General features: G+C 52.4%; 19 protein-coding genes and 1 tRNA gene. 5 read left to right on the forward strand and 15 right to left on the reverse strand.

Annotated features, from left to right (window positions below):
• Positions 1–229: 229 nt before the first annotated feature.
• Positions 230–1,276, reverse strand: a complete 1,047-nt coding sequence (gene galT / locus AB1656_17020; GenBank protein ID MEW6237088.1) for a galactose-1-phosphate uridylyltransferase — start codon at positions 1,274–1,276, stop codon at positions 230–232.
• 537 nt (positions 1,277–1,813) lie between these two features.
• On the opposite strand from galT, the gene AB1656_17025 reads away from it, so the two are divergent.
• Positions 1,814–2,800, forward strand: a complete 987-nt coding sequence (locus AB1656_17025) for an alpha/beta hydrolase (GenBank protein MEW6237089.1) — start codon at positions 1,814–1,816, stop codon at positions 2,798–2,800.
• 91 nt (positions 2,801–2,891) lie between these two features.
• Here the strand turns inward: AB1656_17025 and AB1656_17030 are convergent.
• A tRNA-Arg gene (locus tag AB1656_17030) sits at positions 2,892–2,964 on the reverse strand.
• Positions 2,965–3,346: 382 nt separating this feature from the next.
• Here AB1656_17030 and AB1656_17035 point away from each other — a divergent pair.
• The 4 genes from AB1656_17035 to AB1656_17050 all read left to right on the forward strand — a co-directional run bounded on the left by AB1656_17035 (position 3,347) and on the right by AB1656_17050 (position 7,785).
• Positions 3,347–4,357, forward strand: a complete 1,011-nt coding sequence (locus AB1656_17035) for a Gfo/Idh/MocA family oxidoreductase (GenBank protein MEW6237090.1) — start codon at positions 3,347–3,349, stop codon at positions 4,355–4,357.
• Positions 4,358–4,539: 182 nt separating this feature from the next.
• On the forward strand, positions 4,540–5,640 hold the full coding sequence (locus AB1656_17040) for a DegT/DnrJ/EryC1/StrS family aminotransferase (protein ID MEW6237091.1): 1,101 nt from the start codon (positions 4,540–4,542) through the stop codon (positions 5,638–5,640).
• Between the two features lie 18 nt (positions 5,641–5,658).
• Positions 5,659–6,663: an NAD-dependent epimerase/dehydratase family protein gene (locus AB1656_17045; GenBank protein ID MEW6237092.1), complete on the forward strand. Its 1,005-nt coding sequence runs from the start codon at positions 5,659–5,661 to the stop codon at positions 6,661–6,663.
• 264 nt (positions 6,664–6,927) lie between these two features.
• Positions 6,928–7,785 carry a type 1 glutamine amidotransferase gene (locus AB1656_17050; protein ID MEW6237093.1) on the forward strand — a complete coding sequence of 286 codons (858 nt, stop codon included), beginning with the start codon at positions 6,928–6,930 and terminating at the stop codon, positions 7,783–7,785.
• Here the strand turns inward: AB1656_17050 and AB1656_17055 are convergent.
• The 13 genes from AB1656_17055 to AB1656_17115 form a co-directional block, all read right to left on the reverse strand.
• Positions 7,782–9,038 (reverse strand): hypothetical protein, encoded by a 1,257-nt coding sequence (locus tag AB1656_17055; GenBank protein MEW6237094.1) that lies wholly within the window; start codon positions 9,036–9,038, stop codon positions 7,782–7,784. The genes AB1656_17050 and AB1656_17055 overlap by 4 nt on opposite strands.
• Positions 9,039–9,133: 95 nt before the next feature.
• Positions 9,134–9,304, reverse strand: a complete 171-nt coding sequence (locus tag AB1656_17060) for a hypothetical protein (GenBank protein ID MEW6237095.1) — start codon at positions 9,302–9,304, stop codon at positions 9,134–9,136.
• A gap of 108 nt (positions 9,305–9,412) precedes the next feature.
• Positions 9,413–11,374 carry a M28 family peptidase gene (locus AB1656_17065; GenBank protein MEW6237096.1) on the reverse strand — a complete coding sequence of 654 codons (1,962 nt, stop codon included), beginning with the start codon at positions 11,372–11,374 and terminating at the stop codon, positions 9,413–9,415.
• Complete coding sequence (gene dnaG / locus AB1656_17070) at positions 11,352–13,178, reverse strand: DNA primase (protein ID MEW6237097.1); 1,827 nt, start codon at positions 13,176–13,178, stop codon at positions 11,352–11,354. The genes AB1656_17065 and dnaG overlap by 23 nt, the downstream gene beginning before the upstream one ends.
• Before the next feature lie 168 nt (positions 13,179–13,346).
• Positions 13,347–14,300, reverse strand: coding sequence for a hypothetical protein (locus AB1656_17075; protein ID MEW6237098.1), 954 nt, complete (start codon positions 14,298–14,300; stop codon positions 13,347–13,349).
• Positions 14,282–14,881 carry a sigma-70 family RNA polymerase sigma factor gene (locus AB1656_17080; protein MEW6237099.1) on the reverse strand — a complete coding sequence of 200 codons (600 nt, stop codon included), beginning with the start codon at positions 14,879–14,881 and terminating at the stop codon, positions 14,282–14,284. The genes AB1656_17075 and AB1656_17080 overlap by 19 nt, the downstream gene beginning before the upstream one ends.
• Before the next feature lie 327 nt (positions 14,882–15,208).
• Entirely contained in the window at positions 15,209–17,644 is a 2,436-nt protein-coding gene (locus AB1656_17085; protein MEW6237100.1) for a hypothetical protein, read from the reverse strand.
• A 173-nt stretch (positions 17,645–17,817) separates the two neighbouring features.
• The gene (locus tag AB1656_17090; protein ID MEW6237101.1) at positions 17,818–18,873 is read right to left on the reverse strand and encodes a DUF1080 domain-containing protein; all 1,056 of its coding nucleotides are present in this window, start codon (positions 18,871–18,873) and stop codon (positions 17,818–17,820) included.
• A 161-nt stretch (positions 18,874–19,034) separates the two neighbouring features.
• Positions 19,035–19,229 (reverse strand): hypothetical protein, encoded by a 195-nt coding sequence (locus tag AB1656_17095; protein MEW6237102.1) that lies wholly within the window; start codon positions 19,227–19,229, stop codon positions 19,035–19,037.
• A 6-nt stretch (positions 19,230–19,235) separates the two neighbouring features.
• Positions 19,236–19,457: a hypothetical protein gene (locus AB1656_17100; protein MEW6237103.1), complete on the reverse strand. Its 222-nt coding sequence runs from the start codon at positions 19,455–19,457 to the stop codon at positions 19,236–19,238.
• Between the two features lie 40 nt (positions 19,458–19,497).
• The gene (locus AB1656_17105; GenBank protein ID MEW6237104.1) at positions 19,498–19,713 is read right to left on the reverse strand and encodes a hypothetical protein; all 216 of its coding nucleotides are present in this window, start codon (positions 19,711–19,713) and stop codon (positions 19,498–19,500) included.
• Positions 19,710–20,033 (reverse strand): DUF4258 domain-containing protein, encoded by a 324-nt coding sequence (locus AB1656_17110; GenBank protein ID MEW6237105.1) that lies wholly within the window; start codon positions 20,031–20,033, stop codon positions 19,710–19,712. The genes AB1656_17105 and AB1656_17110 overlap by 4 nt, the downstream gene beginning before the upstream one ends.
• Positions 20,034–20,090: 57 nt before the next feature.
• The gene (locus tag AB1656_17115; GenBank protein ID MEW6237106.1) at positions 20,091–20,327 is read right to left on the reverse strand and encodes a hypothetical protein; all 237 of its coding nucleotides are present in this window, start codon (positions 20,325–20,327) and stop codon (positions 20,091–20,093) included.
• Positions 20,328–20,485: the final 158 nt, after the last annotated feature.

Consider the following 20,485-nt stretch of genomic DNA (forward strand, 5'->3'; position numbering starts at 1 on the left):
GGTTCCCCAGATCGAAGATATCCCGCACCTTGCCTTTTCTTGTGGGGGCGATATTGGGAATTTGAATTGAGGTAATAGCAGTCATGACAATGCGCTGTTCGCTCCTTTTTTATCCGGCTTGGGAAATCGTTTTACTTACAAAAGCATATTGCGCAATCCGTGTTCCCTTGCCCTCTGGGTGAGACGAAGGCGATGGAGTAAGTTTAATAATATCAATCCTCATGCGTTATTATACCGAAAAAGGCAGCATCGCCGGATCCAGTTCTTGCTGCGTATCTACGCCGTTGCGCAGATATTCCGCCGCTTTTTCCGGCGGCATGGGATTGATGTAAAATCCCGTTCCCCATTCGAAGCCCGCCACTTGCGTCAACTTCGGCGTGATTTCCAAATGCCAATGGTAATGGGGAAAATCCCCCGCATCGCCGCATGGCCCCGTATGCAGCATATAGTTGTAAGAAGGATTGGACAAGACGATTTTTATGCGTTTCAACGAATGGCGCAATATTTCGGCGAAACCGGCGATCGTCTCTTGCGATATTTTTTCGAAATGGGATTGATGGTTTTTGGGCAATATCCACATTTCGAAGGGAAAACGGGAAGCGTAAGGATTCAGGCAGACGAAACTTTTATTTTCATGGACGATGCGAAGACCGCTGGTTTTTTCCTGTTGGATCATATCGCAATAAACGCAACGGTTATGAATCCGGTGATAACGAAGGCCGCCTTCGATCTCTTCATTGACCCGTTTGGGAATGATAGGAAGAACGATCAACTGCGAGTGGGGATGATCCAACGATGCGCCCGCCTGTTTGCCGTGATTTTTAAAAATCATGATGTATTGGAAGCGCTCGTCTTTTTTCAGATCGAGGATTCGCTCCTTATAGGCTTTGATTACTTCCTCGATCTGCGCCAGATCGAAATCCGCCATGGACGATTGATGATCGGGCGTTTCGATAATCACTTCATGATCCCCGATTCCGCTTAATTTCTCGAATATCCCATCGCGCGACTTTTCCAAATCCCCCGCTTTGACCAGAGCGGGAAATTTGTTGGGAACGACGCGCAGCCACCAACGGGAATCGGGGCAGCTTTCCGCTGGGTATTGATAAGCCAACAATTCCTTGGGCGTTTTATCTTCGTTTCCTGGGCAAAAAGGACAAAAGCCGGGGGAAGGCTGCTTCGGCGTTTCGACGAAGAAATCCGTGGGACGCTTGGCTCGCTCCGACGCGATGATAACCCACCTTCCAATCACCGGGTCTTTCCTCAATTCCGACATAATCCGCTCCTTCAACCATGAAGATATGGGGAAGAGATGAAGTTTTTCCTTAGCCAGGGATTTGTATAATATTTGCAAATTCGCTCAGCGGCCTATCATCCCATAACACTCGCATTATAAATACGCTGCGGCGAAGAAGGAACGCGATCCAGGGAATCGGCATCTTCGATCTTCGATTTTTCTCTAATAAAAAACTAATTGTATGAAACCTTTCCTTCCGGGTCAATCGAACCTCCAAGGAAAATAAACCCATTTTCCTCCGGCTGGGAAGAAGAAAGCAGCGATCCATTTCCCCTCTCCTTATCCAGCGCATTGGAGTAACTGAACATTCCATCGCGAGGATTTATATAAATTATACACTGTGAAATGCCAAAATCATCAGGGAAATCGGCGAATCGAAAATGGCCTGAAAGTCGCAGCGCTTCGCATTATCGCGATTTTCGCTTCGTATAAACGCCTCTCTCTTTTTTCTTCTCATCGGCAAGATAATATTGCGCTTAAGGAAATTCCCACATATTTCATGTAAAGGGGCCTATCATGACGAATTCTTCTTTCGAAGTGGTAAAACGGCATTTGGCAGGCGGCGTATTGGATCCTCAAGCCGCCGCCGTCTTGCAAGCCATGATGGAACAAGAGGGGCCGGCCTTGGAAACGCTGCCCGTAGCGGAAAGCCGATCCATCGCTCGGGACGCTTTTCGGGAATTGGGCGGAGAACGAGTGGATGCAGGCTGCGTGGAAGACCGGATTCTGCCGGCCGATCATGGCCCCGTATCCGTTCGCATCTATACGCCCAAAGGAACAGGCCCCTTTCCCGTCCTCATGTATTTCCACGGCGGCGGCTGGGTGTGGTGCGATGCGGATACCCATGAAGCCGCCTGCCGCCATTTATGCCGGCTCGCCAACAGCATCGTCATTTTCGCGAATTATCGCCGCTCCCCGGAATATCGCTTTCCCGCCGCCAACGACGACGCCTATTACGCGACGAAATGGGTCTCGGATCATGCGAGCGAGATCAACGCCGATCCACAACGCATCGCAGCGGGAGGAGACAGCGCGGGAGGCAACATGTCGGCGGTATTGGCGCTGCGCGCGCGGGAAACGAAGGATTTTCGCTTGGCGTTTCAATTGCTGGTTTATCCCGTTACGGATATGAGCGATATGGACGGCGGGACCTACGAAACGTATGGGGAAGGGTATTTTCTCACCAAGCCGCTGATGAAATGGTTTCGCGAACAATATCTGAATTCGCTGGATGAAGCCCGGCTGCCCCAGGTTTCGCCTTTGCTGGAAAAAGATTTGACGGGATTGCCGCCCGCGTTGGTGATAACGGCGGAATTCGATCCTCTCCGCCAAGAAGGAGAAGCCTACGCCCAACGCCTCGCTAACGCGGGGATTGCGGTTCAATGCTCGCGCTACAACGGCATGATTCATCCGTTCTGGAGCATGGCTGGAAAGGTGGATCAAGCGCTAGCCGCCTACCGCGAAGCCGCCAACGCTCTGCAAAAAGCCTTCGGCAACGTCTGAATGACGGATGCCGTCAGATGCGAAAGATCGCGCGAAATTCTATTTCGAGAAGGCCGGGATAAAACTTGTAGAGAAAAGAGGATATAAAAACCGCGCCCAGCAGGACTCGAACCTGCAACCTCCTGCTTAGAAGGCAGATGCTCTATCCGTTGAGCTATGGGCGCAAACGATTGATTTTTATTAAGATAACAGCGAGATTTTCAATCTATCCTTCCCGCGTTATCGTTCGAATCGATCTATGATCGCAAAATTGTAGCCTTATTTTATTATTTCTCAATCATTGGAGAATTCAATCGGGAAATTCGATTTTCTGGAATTGGGAAAGATGAGCGCGCTTGATCGAAAGATGACGAGAAATGATTGAGAGAGAGGTTATCGCGTGGTTTAGTTTGATGAGATGGGATTTTTTTGTAAAAATTACAGAAGCAAACCCGCTGAGGCAAGCAACGGATCTTTTTTCGGTAAATCAACGCCCTGGACGGCGTCGGGCGACTGTAAATATACTGTTCCATCTTATCGATTTCGCGCATCGTGCAGGAGGCGTTCATGATTTCCGTCGGCGTTATTGGATACGGCTATTGGGGGCCTAATCTGGTCCGGAATTTCAATTCCATCTCCGAATCCAAGGTAACTTGGGTTTGCGATCCGCTTTCGGACCGATTGGCCAAGGCTTCAGCGCTTTATCCCGCTATTCGAATTACCGCCGATCCTCAAGATTTGTTCTCCGATCCCTCGTTGGACGCCGTCTTGATCGCTACGCCGGTGTTTACGCATTTCGACCTGGCCATGAAAGCGCTGCAGGCGGGGAAGCACGTCCTGGTGGAAAAACCGCTGGCCTCCAATTCCGAACAAGCGCGGAGACTGCTCGATCAGGCGGATAAAAGCGGCAAAGTTCTGATGGTAGATCACACCTTCATCTATACCGCCGCCGTGCGCAAGATCAAGGAATTGATCGAACAGGGAACGCTGGGCGAGTTGTATTATTTCGATTCCGTTCGCATCAACCTCGGCCTGTTCCAGCATGACGTCAACGTACTTTGGGATTTAGCCGTGCACGATCTATCCATCATGGACTATCTTCTCGGCGCCGAAGTCCAATCCATCGCCGCCGTGGGCGTGGCGCATATTCCGGGCCAGCCGGAAAACATCGCTTATCTGACCTGTTTCTTCGAAAACAATCTCATCGCCCATTTTCATGTCAATTGGCTGGCGCCGGTTAAAATCCGGCAAACGCTGATCGGCGGCAGTCGTAAAATGGTGGTCTACGATGATCTGGAATCGAGCGAAAAGATCAAGATTTACGATAAAGGAGTAACCCTGGAAGCCAATCCCGAAAAAATCTACCAACTGTTGGTCGGCTACCGCGCGGGCGATATGTATTCGCCTCACTTGAACGGCGTGGAAGCCCTGCGCGAGGAAGCCCGCCATTTCGTGGAATGCGTCGAGAAGGGTATCACTCCTATCACCAGCGGGCCGGAAGGCTTGCGCGTCGTCAAAATCCTCGAAGCGGCCAACCAATCCATGAAAGAACATGGCCGCCCCGTCTCCATCAAGTAATTGCTCTCGAAAGCCTTTATTCCTACGTAGCCGGGACATTTACGCGCCATTTTTTGCGATTTTTTCCTGGCGCCAATCCTAACGCAAATTTTGATGTCCGCTATAATCGCTATAATTCAGCAGGCAGGGTTAACGCAATCCTCCATTATTTATTGATATATACAATTAGGATCGGAATTATTATGATTCCATTCGTCGATCTCAAAATTCAATACCATAACATCAAATCGGAAATTGACGCCGCCGTGTTGGGCGTATTGGAGAGTTGCCAGTTCGCTTTGGGCAAGGAAGTCGGCGCGTTCGAAGAGGAGTTCGCCCAATATTGCGGCTCAGAGAATGGCGTAGGCGTCAATTCCGGCACTAGCGCTTTGCATCTGGCGCTGTTGGCGGCGGATATCGGTCCCGGCGACGAGGTTATCACCGTCCCTTTTACTTTCGTGGCCACCACCGCCGCCGTTGTCTATACCGGCGCCAAGCCGGTTTTCGTGGATATCGATCCCCGCTCCTATACGATGGACCCGGCGCGGATCGAAGAAGCCATAACGCCCCAAACCAAGGCCATTCTTCCCGTCCATCTCTACGGCCAAACGGCGGATATGGACCCGATTCTGGAAATCGCCCGCAAGTATGGCATTCTCGTCATCGAAGACGCCGCCCAAGCTCACGGCGCCGAGTATAAAGGCTGCCGCGCCGGAAGCATGGGCGATATGGGCTGCTTCAGTTTCTACCCCGGCAAAAACCTCGGCGCATACGGCGAAGGCGGCATGGTAGTAACCAATAATTCGGAATACGTCCGCAAAATCCGCATGTTGCGCGATTGGGGTTCGGAAAAGAAATACTTCCACGATCTCAAGGGTTACAATTATCGCATGGAAGGCATTCAAGGCGCCGTGCTGCGGGTCAAATTGCGCCATTTGGAATCGTGGACCGAATCGCGCCGGTTATGGGCTGCTCTTTACAATCAAATCATGGAACCGGCGGGAATTCTTACGCCGCAGGCTATGCCCGACCGCCGTCACGTCTTCCATGTTTACGCCATCCGTACGCCTAACCGATCCGCCTTGCAAGCGCATCTGCATAGCCGGCAAATTTTCACCAATATTCACTATCCGATTCCGGTGCATCTGCAAGAAGCCTATTCCGATTTAGGCTATAAGAAGGGCGATTTCCCCCATTCGGAACAAGCCGCCGACGAAGTTCTCTCCCTGCCCATGTTTCCGGAATTAACGGAAGCTCAAGTCCGAGAGACGGCGGAAGCGGTTCTTGCTTTTCATCAAGCCTGAAAACATAAAGAGGTTTCCATGGATCAAGAATTTCAAAAAGCGTTGGTAACCGGCGGCGCTGGATTCATCGGCTCCGAATTGACGCGCCAGCTGCGGGATTATGGGATGCAGACGACCGTGGTAGACAACCTGGTCAACGGCCACCGCGAAAATCTGGAAGAGATTCTCGGCGACGAGGTGCAGCTGGAAACAGTGGACATCCGAGATTGCGAATGTATAGCCGAATTGATCCAGGACGTGGATATCGTTTACCATCTCGCTTGCCTGGGAGTGCGCCATTCCATCCATTCCCCCATCGAAAATCACGAAGTCAACGCCGCCGCCAGTTTGCATTTATTGGACCTTGCCCAAAAAGCGTGCGTGAAGCGCTTCGTCTATGTCTCCACCTCTGAAGTTTACGGCACAGCCCAATGGGCGCCGATGACGGAACAGCATCCTACGATGCCCATGACGGTTTATGGCGCCTCCAAGCTGGCGGGCGAGTGTTACGCCCGCGCTTACTATCGTTCTTACGGTTATCCCACGGTGATCGTGCGCCCGTTCAACGCCTATGGTCCCCGCTGCCATCACGAAGGCGACAGCGGCGAGGTCATCCCCAAGTTCATGCTGCGCTGCATGGCCGGTCTGCCGATGGTCGTCTTCGGCGACGGAACCCAAACGCGCGATTTTACCTTCGTCAGCGATACGGCGCGGGGGATTTTATTGGCGGGATTATGTGATGAAGCTGTTGGCCAGACTATCAATTTAGGCAGTTCCAAAGAAATCGCCGTCAACCATCTCGCTGAAATCGTAGCGGAAGCCGTGGGAAAACCCTGCGCTCCCATCATCCATGACATCCCCCGCCCCGGCGACGTTCTGCGCCTATACGCCGACAGCTCCCTGGCCCGCGATCTTTTCGGCTTCACGCCGGAAATCGATTTGAAGCAAGGCTTGATGAAATTGAAAGCATGGTACGAAAGCCAGGGACGTTCGCCACAAGAACTATTATCGCAAGAACTTGTTCGCAATTGGGAAGTGAAATAAATGATGAGTAATGAATATTGTATTGAATCACGAAAACACGAAAATTTAAAGAAAAACACGAAAAAAAAGAAAATTACATTGACACAACGAATCGCGTTGTGAAAAAGTATTTCTCCTTTAAATTCAAAAAAAATCCGCGATATCCGTGATTCGAAAATTTCGTGTAATTCGAGCCTTTTCGTGGTTTCGCGATTCAATAACGGAAAAAAGCGAAAGAACATTGGCTGCGTAACATATAGTTATTAAAACTTCAAGGAATCAACCATGAAAGAAACGATGCGTTTTTTGATCGTCGACGGCTACTCTAAACAGAGCCGCGACGAGTTGGAAGCGGCGGGCATGAGCCTGGCTTGGGATCTTTACGCAAAGATGCTGCAACGCCATCTGCCCGCGGCGGAATACGCCGTTTTGCTGCCTACTGATCCCGGCGTGGACGCGCCGACGGATCAAGAGATCGAATCCTATGCCGGAATTCTATGGACGGGCTGCAATTTGACGATTTACGACGAAAACGACGCCAGCGTGAAGAGCCAACTGCAACTGGCGCGCAAAGCCTACGAACTGGGAACGCCCGGCTTTGGCAGCTGCTGGGGCATTCAGATGGCGGCCTATGCGGCGGGCGGCAAGGTGGAAGCCAATCCTAAAGGGCGGGAGATGGGCATCGCCCGAAAGATTCAACTGACGCCGGAAGGGCGGAATCATCCCATGTTCGAGGGCAAAGAATCGACGTTCATCGGCTTCATCAGCCATTTGGATCATATCACCGAATTGCCGCCGGGAGGGATTCGGCTGGCGGGCAACGATTTCACTCATGTGCAAGCTATCGCCGTGACCCATAAAAAAGGGACGTTTTGGGGCGTTCAATATCACCCGGAATATGACCTGCATGAAATGGCGCGGCTGATCGTGGCGCGCGAGCCGAAGCTGATCCCCGGCGGATTCTTCAAGGATCATGACGATTTGATGCAATATGTGGAAAAAATGGAAGCGCTTAATGAACAGCCGGAACGCAAGGATTTGCGCTGGCAACTGGCGATCGACAACGACGTGCTCTCGCCGGACGTCCGGCAGCAGGAATTCGCCAACTGGATCAAATACGTCGTTCTTCCACGAATAGATTAAGCTTGAAGAACGAATATTTCCCGCTGGACGAATTGATCGGGGCGAGAATAGAGCAGCGTGGTCCTTCCCTCGGCGGGCGCGAAATCATGGAGGGGATCGAGAATTCGATATCCCAACAATTTGATTTCGGATAATAGGCGCAGGGGCGCGGGAGCAGGGGAATCCGCCAGCTGGAATTGCGGCGAGAGGAAAACTACTCGCGCTCCCGGTTTGACGACGGAGCGGATTTCGCCTAAAGCGCGAATGTAGAGCGGAACCAGTTCTGACGCCAATTCCTCGAATTTCGCTGGCGATAGCGGCTTGCGCTGCGGCGGGCCGAGGTACGGCTCCGTCGCGCAGGCGTCGAAGAAAAGCGGAGCGCAAAGGGTATGCAGTTGGCAAGCATCGCCAACCATGACCTGAATGGCGCGTTGAGGGGCGTCTTTGCGCGATTGCAGCCAGCGCCAATTTTCCTCGCAGGAAAGCACGTTCTTTTCCTGAATATCCAGTCCTGTCGGCTGCAAGCCCATAAGCGCTGCTTCGGTAAGAATGCCTCCATTACCGCAAAAGGGATCCAACAGAGTGACGGTCTCTTTCGTGCGCGCCAGGTTAATGAGCATCCGCGCCAACTTAGGGGGAAGCATTCCCTGCCGGGCATCGCGCTGAGGGCGTCCGTAATCGCGTTGGGAATACTCCTCGAAAGGCTGAATCCAACGGGTAACGGCAAGCTGCACCCCCCGCCTTGGCTGGCGATTCAAAACGATTTCCAGACCCTTGCTCAACAATTGGTTCTTGACGACTTGAGCGCCGCTCAACCATGTAGAATTCTCCTGCGGATCGGGAAGCAGGAAGCGGGAAGAAATCCCCTTCTCACGCAAATAATCCTTGAACAGAACCGCCGTCTCATGCAATAGTCCATGCCGCTTTCCGCGCCCGCCGCACTCGCTCCAATCCCCCGCCAAAGATAGGCCGAATACGGGCCGCTCCGAGCGTTGCGTTAGCAGCGCATCGACGGACGTCGCTTGCAAAAGATCGGCGAGGCTTTCGGGCGCAATAGTCGCAGGCGCCGCCGGCGCGGAAACCTCTTCGCAAAGACGGATGACGCCGCCAAGTTCATGGCACAAGGATTGAGCCGCCTCCAGAGAAGGCCCCTCCGCAAAAAGAACGTCCTCCACCCGCTGAAAAGAACGAAAAGGCCGCTCAAGCCGCGCATTGACGGCGAGAATCTCCGCATAAGAAACTTCAGGACAATGGCCGAGTTGGAAGATGTACATGGCGTTTCACCAAGATAAAAACTGTTTTTATTTTATTGGATGGACTCCAAGTTGGGTAGGGTGGGCTCAAAGCGAAGCGTAGCCCACCAAACGGCTTACGCATCATTTTCTTGTGTAGATTGACATAATTCAACTTTCTTTTGCATCGTTTGAGGTGAAGCGGATTCGTTTAATTCCCGTTTTTTCAAATTTTCCTTACCATCATTATAAGCTATAATTTCTTTGATCCCTTCGAGTATTTCCAGCCCGATATTTCGCTTAGACATTTTTTTTCTCCTGGGCGATCTTTCGTAAAATATGGCTTGGAATAGGTATTATGGTGGGCTGCGCTTCGCTTTGAGCCCACCCTACGAAGTTGCTAAACTCCATCCAATTCACCCTTCCCCCACCCCAAACTTCACATACCCCGCCTTCTCCAAAAAGGTAAACCAAGCGGGGATGCACTCGCGGTAGCCTCTTGCGTCCAGATGAACCAGGCGTTCGATTTCGGCGATGGTTCGCTCTCCATCCGCCAGCCACCAGGCGAGGATGAAAGGCAGGTTGCAGCGCGGCGAGCGTTTTATCGGCGTCGTCCATTGATCGTAGGGCAGGGGATCGAGCATGATGGTTCCGATGACGCCTTCCACCCGCTTCGGCTTCCTTTCGTCCTCCACCGTTTTTTCCAGCGGCTGTATATCGGACGCTTCCTTGCCCATCTCCGCTCCCCGCGCTTCCAGGCGGGCGCGAATCAGCGCCAGCGCCGAGTCGCCCAGGTCGTTGAGCGATCCCAGCAGTTCGTGGACGCTGTCCCATTCCGGCGCCGAGGCGGCGTCTTTGACCAGCCGTTCCAGCGATTGCAATCCTTTCGATTCCAAACTGGTGCGCAAGGGAAAATGGCGCATAGCTTCCGTGAGGATTTCCTTGATATCCGCCAGACCATCCGCCTTGGCGGCGCGGTCGAGAAAATACTGAACGTCTTCCTGAAAAATTTCCTGCGAAAAGGCGTAATTCCAATAAGCCAGATGCGGCATATCCGCCGCCCCGGCGCTGGCGGCCAGGTAGAGAACCGATGCCGCCGCCGCCGTCAAGTCGATGCAGGAGCGGCGATCCACGGCATCGAGAATGTCGGCGCTGGTATATTTGCATTCCGCTTCCGTCCCGCCATGCAGCCAGGCGGTAGGAACGCCGATGGCTGGATCGTTGAAGAATACGTCCGCCAAAAGCGAGAAGGGGCGCTTTTCCATGAATCGCTGCGGCCGCCATTCCTGCAGATAATTCCGGCAAATGTTCCAAACCAGGCCGTTGACGAAATGGCGTTGGGCGGAAGTGGTGGGATGCAGCGTCCAGCGGCACCAAGCGCGGTCGGGATTGCCCGCGCCCGTTTCCAGACAGAGCGCGCAGAGCGTTTTTTGCAAATGCACCTTGCCGTCGTGGGCGAAGGCGATGGAGCCGTATAGCTTGGGAGCGAAGAGAAACCGGATCGTCCGCTTAGGACGGGGCAGAACGTTCTTTTCGATTTTGGATTGCAAGAGTCGGCAGGCTTCAAGCAGCGATGCGGCGCCGACGGCGTTGTAGTTGGCGCCGGGACCGAAGAGAGGCGTTATAACGAGAACCTCCTGCTCGCCCGGCTCGCCGGGAATGGAAGCGTGGATGAACGGCAGAATCCCGGCGGATAATTCGGATTTAATAACGGCCTTGATGCGCACGGTCTGGCCGTCCGACATGGTCTTGAGGTCTTCCGCCTGCGTGGGCTTTATGGCGATGGCGATGACGGGCTTTTCGTTTTCCCGCGTTCCCCAGCCGCCAGAAAGGTCCGTGTTGGAGCCGATCCATTGCGTATCGGAGCGCGACTCGTTGGGCAGCCAACCGCTGAGCACTCCAACGGCTTCGCCTTTGGCCGCCGCGCGCCTAACGTCTTGAAAACGGCCTTGCGTCAAAATCCACTTTCCCTTAACGTCCATCGTCTCTAAGCGTGCGGGATCGTCCACGACGATGAGATCGGCCTCAATCCCCTCCTCGCCGGTGGGCGGCGACCACATGCCGATGCACAAAGGCGTCTCCTCGCGTCGGCAGAGAACAATCGGCATGGGCGAAACGACTTCCACCACGGCTTCCTGGCAATTCCAGGCCAACGGCATGATGGCGTCGCCGAATCCGGACTTGCCGTCCGCAGGCAGATCGACGCATTCGCTTTGCACGCCGTATTCGTTGAAGCATTGCAAAATATGCTCGGCGGCGTCGTTGTAATTCTTGAAATTAGACCAACGGTTCCATTCCCATAGTTTCTTGGCGTTCTCCAACACGGCGTCGGCGGATAAGGACTGCACGAAGGTTTTATACAGGTTGGGAAGATTCACTGGTATTTCCCTTTCTATTCGAGAAGATCATTTCGTTCATTGCTTGCAATACTTTTTGGGGATCGCCGCCCGCTTGGCGCACGATCTCTTCGCGGCGGCGCTTTTCGGCTTCATCCCGCAAACACTTCAGCGTTTCGTCATGGACTTTGCGCAGGTCTTTTTCCTTGCCGGGAAGCGGCTCCGCTTCCGCAATGGCGAGAAAGGCCGATAAATCCTTGTTTTCCGGAAACAGCGCATCGAGCTGCGCCGCGCCGCTCTTGCCGGACAGTTTGGCCTCTTTCATCAAAACGATCAATAAAGCATCCAAGGAAGATCGTTCGAAAAGCGCATTTAAAAGCGGAGGAATTTCCTTATGCAATTCGTCCTCGGAGAACAAAGGCGGCCTCTGCGCCGATTCCATCCCATCCGGCGTAATCAAGCCTTGATGAAACGCCAGCAGGCGGATCAGCGATTCCTTGGCGCACTGAAGCGGCGTCTTCTTGGCAACCGCCGCGGGAGCGGCTTCTTGCGATGCGTTCGTTTTGTAAATGCTTTGTTGCAATTTCTGTTGAATGGAGGCTTCCAGCGCCGCGATTTCGCTGCCGATTCTCACGGCGATGGCTTGAATATAATCTTTGCGGATAAATCCGTCGGGAATACGCGCCACGAGCGGCAGCATGAACTCCACAATTTCGCTTTTGCCCTGCGGCGAGGCGGGATCGCGCCCCTGCAATCCCAAATTCAAATAGAATTCGAATCCATCCACAGCCTTGTCGAGCAGCCGCTGCAACGCCTCGGCGCCTTCCGCCTTGATGAAATCGTCGGGATCCAAACCTTGGGGCAACACGGCCGTGCGCACCGGCAATCCCAATTCGAAAAACGTCTCCACTCCCTTTTTCGCGGCGTTGATCCCGGCGTTATCGCCGTCGTAAAGCAGCGTAAAGCGGTTTGTATAGCGCTTGAGAATGTTCAAATGCTCCTTGGTCAACGCCGTACCCAAACTGGCGACGGTTTGGACGAATCCATGAATATGCAGCGAAATAGCGTCCATATAGCCTTCGACGAGGATGGCGCCCCGCTCCTTGAGAACGCTTTTGGCCTGATCCAACAAATACAGCACTTTGGATTTATTGAACAGCGGCGTGTCGTTGGTGTTGAGATATTTCGCCGGATCGTCGGAACTCATAGCGCGTCCGCCAAAGGCGATGGTTCGCCCCAGCGTATTTCGGATGGGAAACATGACGCGGTTGCGAAAACGGTCGTAATAGCCGCTGCCCTGCTGTCGGGGAATCGTCAGTCCCAATTCTTCCTGTACTTTTTCGGGGATGTTTCTTTGTTTTAACGCAAGATAGAGGCTGTCCCAGGCGTCCGGCGCAAAGCCAATGCCGAAGCGTTTGATAGATTCCGGCGTCAAACCGCGCGATTGGACGTATTCGGACGCCTTGGCGTTGGCGGGAAGCCATTTGGCGAAGAGTTGAGCCGCCATATCCATGACCTGGAAGCGGTCGATCTCCTCGTGCACCCGCTTGGGGCCGTCGGATTCGATGCGGATGCCTAGCTTTTGCGCCAGATGCCGCCGCGCTTCCCCATACGTCAGGTTTTCCATCGCCATAAGGAAGTCGATGGCGTTGCCCCCCTTGCCGCAGCCGAAACAATGAAAAAATCCTCGGTCGGGATGGACGTGAAACGATGGCGTTTTCTCTTTATGAAAAGGGCATAAACCGATGAACCGTCCCCCCTTGTTCTGCAAATGAACGTAATGGGAAACGATCTCCACGATATCCGCTTTATCGAGAATCTCTTCCTTAACCCGATCCAAAGCCATTTCCTTGCACCTCTAACAGGATAGTATCCTACCGCCGGCATGGCGGGGATTCCAGAGGGTTGGGGATTTCGCCGAATCGGCTTTAAAGCGTTGGGAAGCCTTCAAAAAAACGGGACGAAGCACAGCAAACAAGCTTCGTCCCTATGAGCAGTAAACGGTTTCTTTGGATCAATCCGCCGGCGCAGGATACGGCAGGGAAATCTTTACAAGATTGTACCCTTCGGGCGGATCGAGACTGAAAAGCGATTCGTTTAGGACGGGATTGAATTCGAAATTGGAGAACGCGATTTTTACATTTTCCGCTTTAAGAGGATGGCCGTGAGGATTAGGCCCTGCCAGGCCGGGCATAACCATGGCGAAGCCTTGCATTCCATTCACTTCCTTGACGACCCGCACTGGCAGGCCGGTTTCGACGTTCGCCCATACCGTCGTCGTCTCGTCGTCCTTGCGCACGCGGAAACAAACGGCGGCTTGCCCGTCCGTTACGCCGATGTCCAACACTTCTTCTGCGCCGTCCTGGAGAAGGCGCATCTCTTCCACGAAATTGATATTGGATTCCTGGCTGGGTTGGCTGGAATAATCGAATATCGCGGCGCGTTTCAAAAAGGGAAGCATGTGCAGAATTTGGCGGCTTTGAGAATCGATGATGGAAATCTCCATCTGCGGTTCCCTATTCGTTCTATTCCAATTGGGAAAAAAGTCATCGTATCGAATCACTCGCATCCGCCCTTGACCGTTATATATCTGTCGCATGGATACGGGAAATCCTCCCGGCCCTTCGATGACAACGTCGCAGGCGTATGTCCGGACTGTTTGCATCTTTTCCAAGACATCGGCGAAAACCATTCCTCTTTTATAACTGCCTAAATTGAATCCCAAGATAAATGTCAAAATCAACGCGGCGAAAAGGGCGGCGAACGCCCAACGCCGGGGGAGGGACAATCGAAAGCTCTTTTCCTTCGCCAATGATGGCGTTCGTCTTCCGCCTTGAATCATTTTCCTCAAACGGGAATGAGCCGCCTGCCATTGTTCCTCCTCTGGAACATCGCCGCGGACGGAGTCGATCCACTTTTGCAGAAATTCCAGATCGGGATCGCTATGATTTATGGGCGAATCGGACATGGATCGCATTCCTTTCCCGGATGGATGCTGTTTTCGGATTTCGATCCGTATTCTTGCGGAAGCAGCGATGGTTGCAGAATTTCCCGCAGGCGCTGGCGGGCGCGGTGCAGAACAACGCCTACGAGAGTCGTATTCAAATCCAACTGCGCAGCGATTTCCTCGTAGGAGAGTTCTTCGAAATAGCGCAGGGCGAAAATTTGCGCTTCGCGTTCGGAGAGCGATTGCAATGCTTGGCGTAGTAGCGCCGCCATTTGTTTCTGCTCCGCCAGCCGATGGGGATTGTATTCGGCTGGAGCGGCTAATTGTTCGAACGATTCGGTGTTTTCGCTTCTATGTAACCGATCCCGGCGTAAAAAATCCACGGCGCAACGCACTGCCATTACGCGCAAATAAGCCCCCCACTCTCTTACGGCGTCCGAGCGCAAAAGAGAGCCGTCCGTTCTCAACAGTTTCAAAAAAACGTCCTGGAGAACGTCTTCGGCGTCATCGGCGTCGCCAAGAATCCGGTAAGCCGCCGTATAAACCATGCGGCCATGCCGCTCGGCCAATTCCGCCGCGAAGTCTTCGCGATTAGCCGCCATTATTCAACCATAGCGTATTTGCCAAACTGTTTGTTCTTGGCGATATTCGCCGGGATTCCCGATGAAAACAATAAAACCGAGAGTGCGAAATTCTTGAATCCTTGATCGCAGGTCTATATGAATCAATAAGTTACGGAGTTTGCAGTGTTTGATAACTTATTAAATTCAATGCGTTTAAGTCAAGAATTTCGCACTCTCTCAAATTTATAATGTTCTTATTATTATGACGGATTCCACGCTTAATTTCTTACGAAAATTTTTGCAGAACCATAAAAAAAGGGGACCGGTAAGGGTCCCCTCATTGAGATTTATATATGAACCAAACGATTAATACAGCATATAATCTAGAACGGCGACTTTCTCGCCTGGTTCCAGAACGGCGTCGATGTCCAACGCTGGATCGGTGGTTATAGCGATCCAATCCACTTTGGAACTCGTTTCGCGGGAATGCCAGCTGAGGGTATGCGCGCCCGCGGTCAACTCGAAGGGACGCGGTTCGCCGGTAACGTCCCAGAAGCGTCCGCCTTCTATATATGTCTGATACCAGCGCCGTTCGAACTGTCCATTCCCCGATATCTGATAACCGTACTTATCGTCAGGCGCCATGCCTAGGAATGTGACGTCGAATCCAACGAAGAAAGAGTCGCTGTTCGAATCTTCGCCCCGGCATTTTGCGAAAATATAATAAGTTCCCGTTTGCAGTACGTTGAGTTTAAACGTGAGTTCCTGATCGGTTAATAAACTATTCGCTTGTCCCGACGAAAGGCTCTCTACGCACAATTGAGTTACTAACGACATATCGGGACGGACGGCCAAACTGCCCGAAAAGGCGCTTGGCGTTTCCGCTTGCAGGAAGACGGTGTCGGTTCCGATATCGAAAGGCTTGACGGCAAGTTGGAAATTCAGCGTAGTCGGAATGTATTGATTCCCGCCAACCGCGATCGAATATTCGTTGGTTTGATCCGTCAACGTTCCCGCAAAAACGCCGACAATATCGCCTTCTTTGGGCGCAGCCGTATAGGAAAGGGTGGAGTTTTTCGCTGCTGGAACAGTCCAGACAATCTTTCCGTCTTGCATAACGGCCGTTCCCATGTTGCCTGTCAGATTCGTTATCGTCCAACCTGCTGGAGGCGTTTCTTCGATGACAACATTGGGAGTTGAACCACTCTTTACAGCAAGGTTGATCTTCACGTTGACTGGACCTGTAACTTTGTTTTCCATAGCGGGCAATACGCGCGACGCTCCCGCGAATTGGTCGAGTTCTTGAAATGAAGCGTAGGCGAAACTGCCGTTGGAGGTGACGGCGAGCCAATCGATGCTGGCGTCATCCTCGCGGTTGCCGATAAAAAGCGTATGTTCGCCTGCCGTAAGGTCAAAGGGACGGGGATTCAGGTTCGGGTTGACGGAACTCACCCAGCGAGTTTGGAACGCCTTGGCGCTGTTGATATTCCAGCGCGACGAATCGTCGCCCGCTGGAAGACCGTCCACGGAGAAATGGAAAGAGTCGCTGTTGCCGTCTTCGCCGCGAACGGAGGCAAAAAGGTAATACGTCCCCGCTTCCGCTACATTAATGTTAAATGTCAATACATTGGCCGCCGATGAATTGACGGACATCGCCGTAATGCCGGTGCGGGTTCGGGGATCGATCACCAATCCCCATGAACCTTCCTGCCACACTTCGCCGCTTTCGGCTTGGATGAGCGTGATGAAATTCTTATCCACGGGATACGGCGCCGTTCTGGCTTCGAAAACCGGCGCTTTCGGCAAGACGGCGTCGCCGCCGATATAGCTGGCGCCGATGATCCCATCGGTAAAGGTTCCCTGCCAGGAACCGAACGATCCAATCTTCAGATCGTAAGTCATTGTCGCTTGTCCCGATAAGCCGGTCAGAATCCATGAGACGCTGCCATTAGGATTAATATTGAATTCCCCCGCCGAGACCGTGATGTTAGACGGTTTCGAACCAACAGGGAAAATTTCCGTAACCGTGGCATCGGAAACTTGCCCCGAACGAGCGCTGGCGGTTAAGGTTATGGAACTGAGATTCGCGCCTTTTTGCAATTGATCCGTGGGCAGTTTACGCACGACGGTCAAGGGATATTCCTCGATCGAAACATCGGTAAATTCCCACATGCCCAGTCCGTCCGCCTGCATCGCCGACGCCGCCAGGCCGACGTAGACGGGATCGCTCATAGGAACGACTTCCGTCCGGATCAAAACTTTGGCGCCCGCCGTGTTGATAGTGTAATAGCGGAAGGTGTTTCCATTTTTCTCCAACCGCAGCGGCCCCGTATGATTGTCCGTCAAGCCCCCCGGTTCGGGATCGCCATCCGTTTTGGTGGCGCCGCCTTTCATGGAGCGAAAGGTAGGATAAACGGAAGAATCCAACGAGCCTGTTCCTCTTATCGCCGCGGCCGTCGTCATCATTAACGAGGCTTGCACGGAATCGCCGTCAAGAGATTGCCGCACCATCACTCCGCCCCAGCCTAAGTCCAAGGGAAGAGGCGCGGCCTGGATAACGAAATCGCCGGTCATCTTCTTGAATACGAAATGAAACTGATCGTTCGTCGTTCGGTAGCCAATGCTCGCCCCGACGGCGTCTACTTCGTATTTCCCGGCGCTGAAAGTGGCCAGACCGGGGATATTCGGATCGCCGACATCGAGATGATCTTCGAAGATGCCGAGGGGTACCTGCGCCGCTAACGGACAGACGATAACGGCCAGAAACCCAATAAGACAAAATACTTGTTGAGTGAATCGCATAATATTCCTCCCAGTAATGTAATGGTTTTTATATTTTATATTCCATTAGGAGAAAAAATGGAAGTAAAAAATCACTTTTTTTGTTATCGCGTTTCAATGGAATATCTTCAAAAATGAAAGGGCGGTTCGAACAAAAACCGCCCTTGGATTCTATTAGTTTTTCCATGCCAGGACTATTTCACGATGGGCTTCAATACGATGTTGCGGTATTGAACAGTTCCATGATCGCCTTGCAAGTAGATCGGCCCGGGAACGAATTCATTGGAAGTCATCGCCCCGCCGGTGCAGCCGAGAAGGGGTTGATTGTCGATGATCATCTTGCCGTTCAGGATGATCGTGGCGTGGCGATCGCATAAGGTCATATCAAGGCTTTGCCATTCGCCAGCGGGCTTTTCAGCGGCGACTGTGGGACGGATGCGGCTGTAAATGGCGCCCATGTGATGGGAGTCAAGATCGCGGCCGTAATCGTCCTGCACCTGGACTTCATAAATGCCGCGAAGATAGACGCCGCTGTTGCTTCCCTTGGGTATGTTGACTTCGAGCGTCAGGTTGAAATCTTCGAATTCGGCTTCCGTGCGCAGGTTGCCATAACTGACATGCGGCTTCCCTCTTTCCTGGACAGGATTGTTTGTAAGGACGCCATCCTTAACGCTCCAACCGTTGGCGCTTCGCGGCTCCAGCAGTTTCCATCCTTCCAGAGTATCTGTTTTCAGAAGGACGACCGGATCGCCGAATTTCATTTTGGAAAGGTCCGGCGCCGGGGGCAGATCGGGGATGCGCTTACCGTTGAATGTGTATTTGCGGTATTTTTTACCGTCCGGTTGGGGCGTATAAATCGTCAAGCTCATCTCGTCGCCTTTTACCGTGGCTATGATCTCTTCCGCTATTTGTTGGGTAATGGCGAATTCCCCTTTTTCGTCCGGTTGCAAGGGATTCCCTAATACCAGCTTGCGAACGGGATCTTTGATCTTGCGCTGAATGGCGTTGATGCGTTGAATGACCAGCGTGTCGTTGTCCAGACATAGGCTGGAAACGGGAACGACGCTGCCGCCGCCCCACAGAATGTCGCCATCCAGGTAGCCGTTATCCTGCCAGATATTGAGATAGCCCGCGCCGCCGCCGGGAATCGTCAACGCCCAGCGCCCGATGAAGGGATTGTCCTGCGCCGAAACGAAAGCCGGAGCCAACGCCGCAACCGCCAATAATGCAATGAACATGCTTTTTTTCATGGATTTCCTCCTATAGGATCGTTTAGAAATGGGTAAGACTTCAGAAAAGTATCGATGTTCCACCCCGGCGAATCAAGCCTCGACGGCAACGCTGTGGCAGAACGGGATGGACCCACATAAGATGTATCTAAATAACGCCGATAGGAAACACGAAAAAAATCTTATATTATCGGTTTTGGTCCAAAGAATTCGTTTGTCCGTTGGCTTTTTTTTCTTGCGCTAAGGTCCACGACCCGCCGATCGTCGGCCCCTCGGCGTTCCCGCAGATGCGCGATCAGCGCATCCACATCATACCCATGTTCTTGCGCAATATCGTCCTTGATTTTCCAAAGTTCCTTCATGATTTCGTCAGGCATTGTTTTTCAATGCTCCACTACCCAATTCTCCTGCGCGACCGGCTCCGTGGAATTAAGGAATGTTAGAGGCGCGCCGCGCAGAGGATAGCGAGACGCTGGAATGGAGCGGGGCGGTTGGGCTAAGACGATAACTTCTACAGTCTCCCCATCATGAACCTGAAGATTCGTCAGGTTGATAAAGCCATTCTGAAGGATAGTCGTTTGAATATGATAAGCTTGTATGAGCAACGTCTTCTTTCATCACTAAACGATATAACATTCGGCGCAATTATACGGCGACAGGAGTTAACATATAAATTCGTCCAAACTTGGCGGCGGATATCACATCCCCTTGCCGAAGGGCTTCTCTGACATCATCGAGTCTGTATGCGTCTTCCAAGGAAAGGTAGGGAGACCATTCTTCATCCGTATATATCAGGTTCACGTCCACTTCCGCTAAGTATTTGCCCTCATGGACGATCTTCGTATGACGCCTAGTGTTCATTTCTTCCTCCGTAGAAAATCGGCCTCCCAACGAATGGGGTCTGGTTTATAGGCGGTTATGAGAACCGCCGGGAACGAAAAACCCTTCGGAATGCCCCAAACGGTATGAATAGCTTGGCCTAAGCGATCCTTTTGGAGAACCAAGACGCAAGGCCCTTTCCGATTGTCGGGATAATCTTCAATAACTATTCCTTCGACGACAGAAGAGAAGACGTCGCGGGCGGATATATTGTCCGCTCTCAGCTCATTATAACCGTGATCCGATATTCTGACATCTCCTCTTTCAATTAGCTGGAGGATTGTCTCGAATGTTTTGTTCAATATTTTTACCTCAAAGCGGCGAGTAATCGGATTTTTTATAGATCGCTGACGAAATAATCAATACGAGTCAATGCGCTTGTCGGCCCCTTTTTTCTGGATTAGGTTTCCATTACTTTTGTGGGGCGTATTCCTCGCATACTCGCTGAGTTTTTTGATTTCCCGTTTTGGATTTTTGACGGATTCCCATTCTCCCCGCTCGCCTGCCGCTACTGCTTGCTTCTGGCGCAAGAGCCGATCGCGAACCGATTTTCTTATTGGCAATCCTTCGTCGGGATCGCCGAGCAACTCGATCAACTATTGCTCGATGATGGTTTCGATCATTTCTTTGAGTTCGCTTTTTGTCATTTAAACTATCGTGGCAGCCATAGCGCCCTCCTAAATCTTACGGATAGCGCCGCCATAACAAGCCAGTGCTCGCTGTATATAGCCTATCACCGATTTATCATTTATTG

The sequence above is a fragment of the Candidatus Omnitrophota bacterium genome, from assembly GCA_040755155.1.
In the GTDB taxonomy this organism is placed as follows: Bacteria; Hinthialibacterota; Hinthialibacteria; order Hinthialibacterales; family Hinthialibacteraceae; genus JBFMBP01.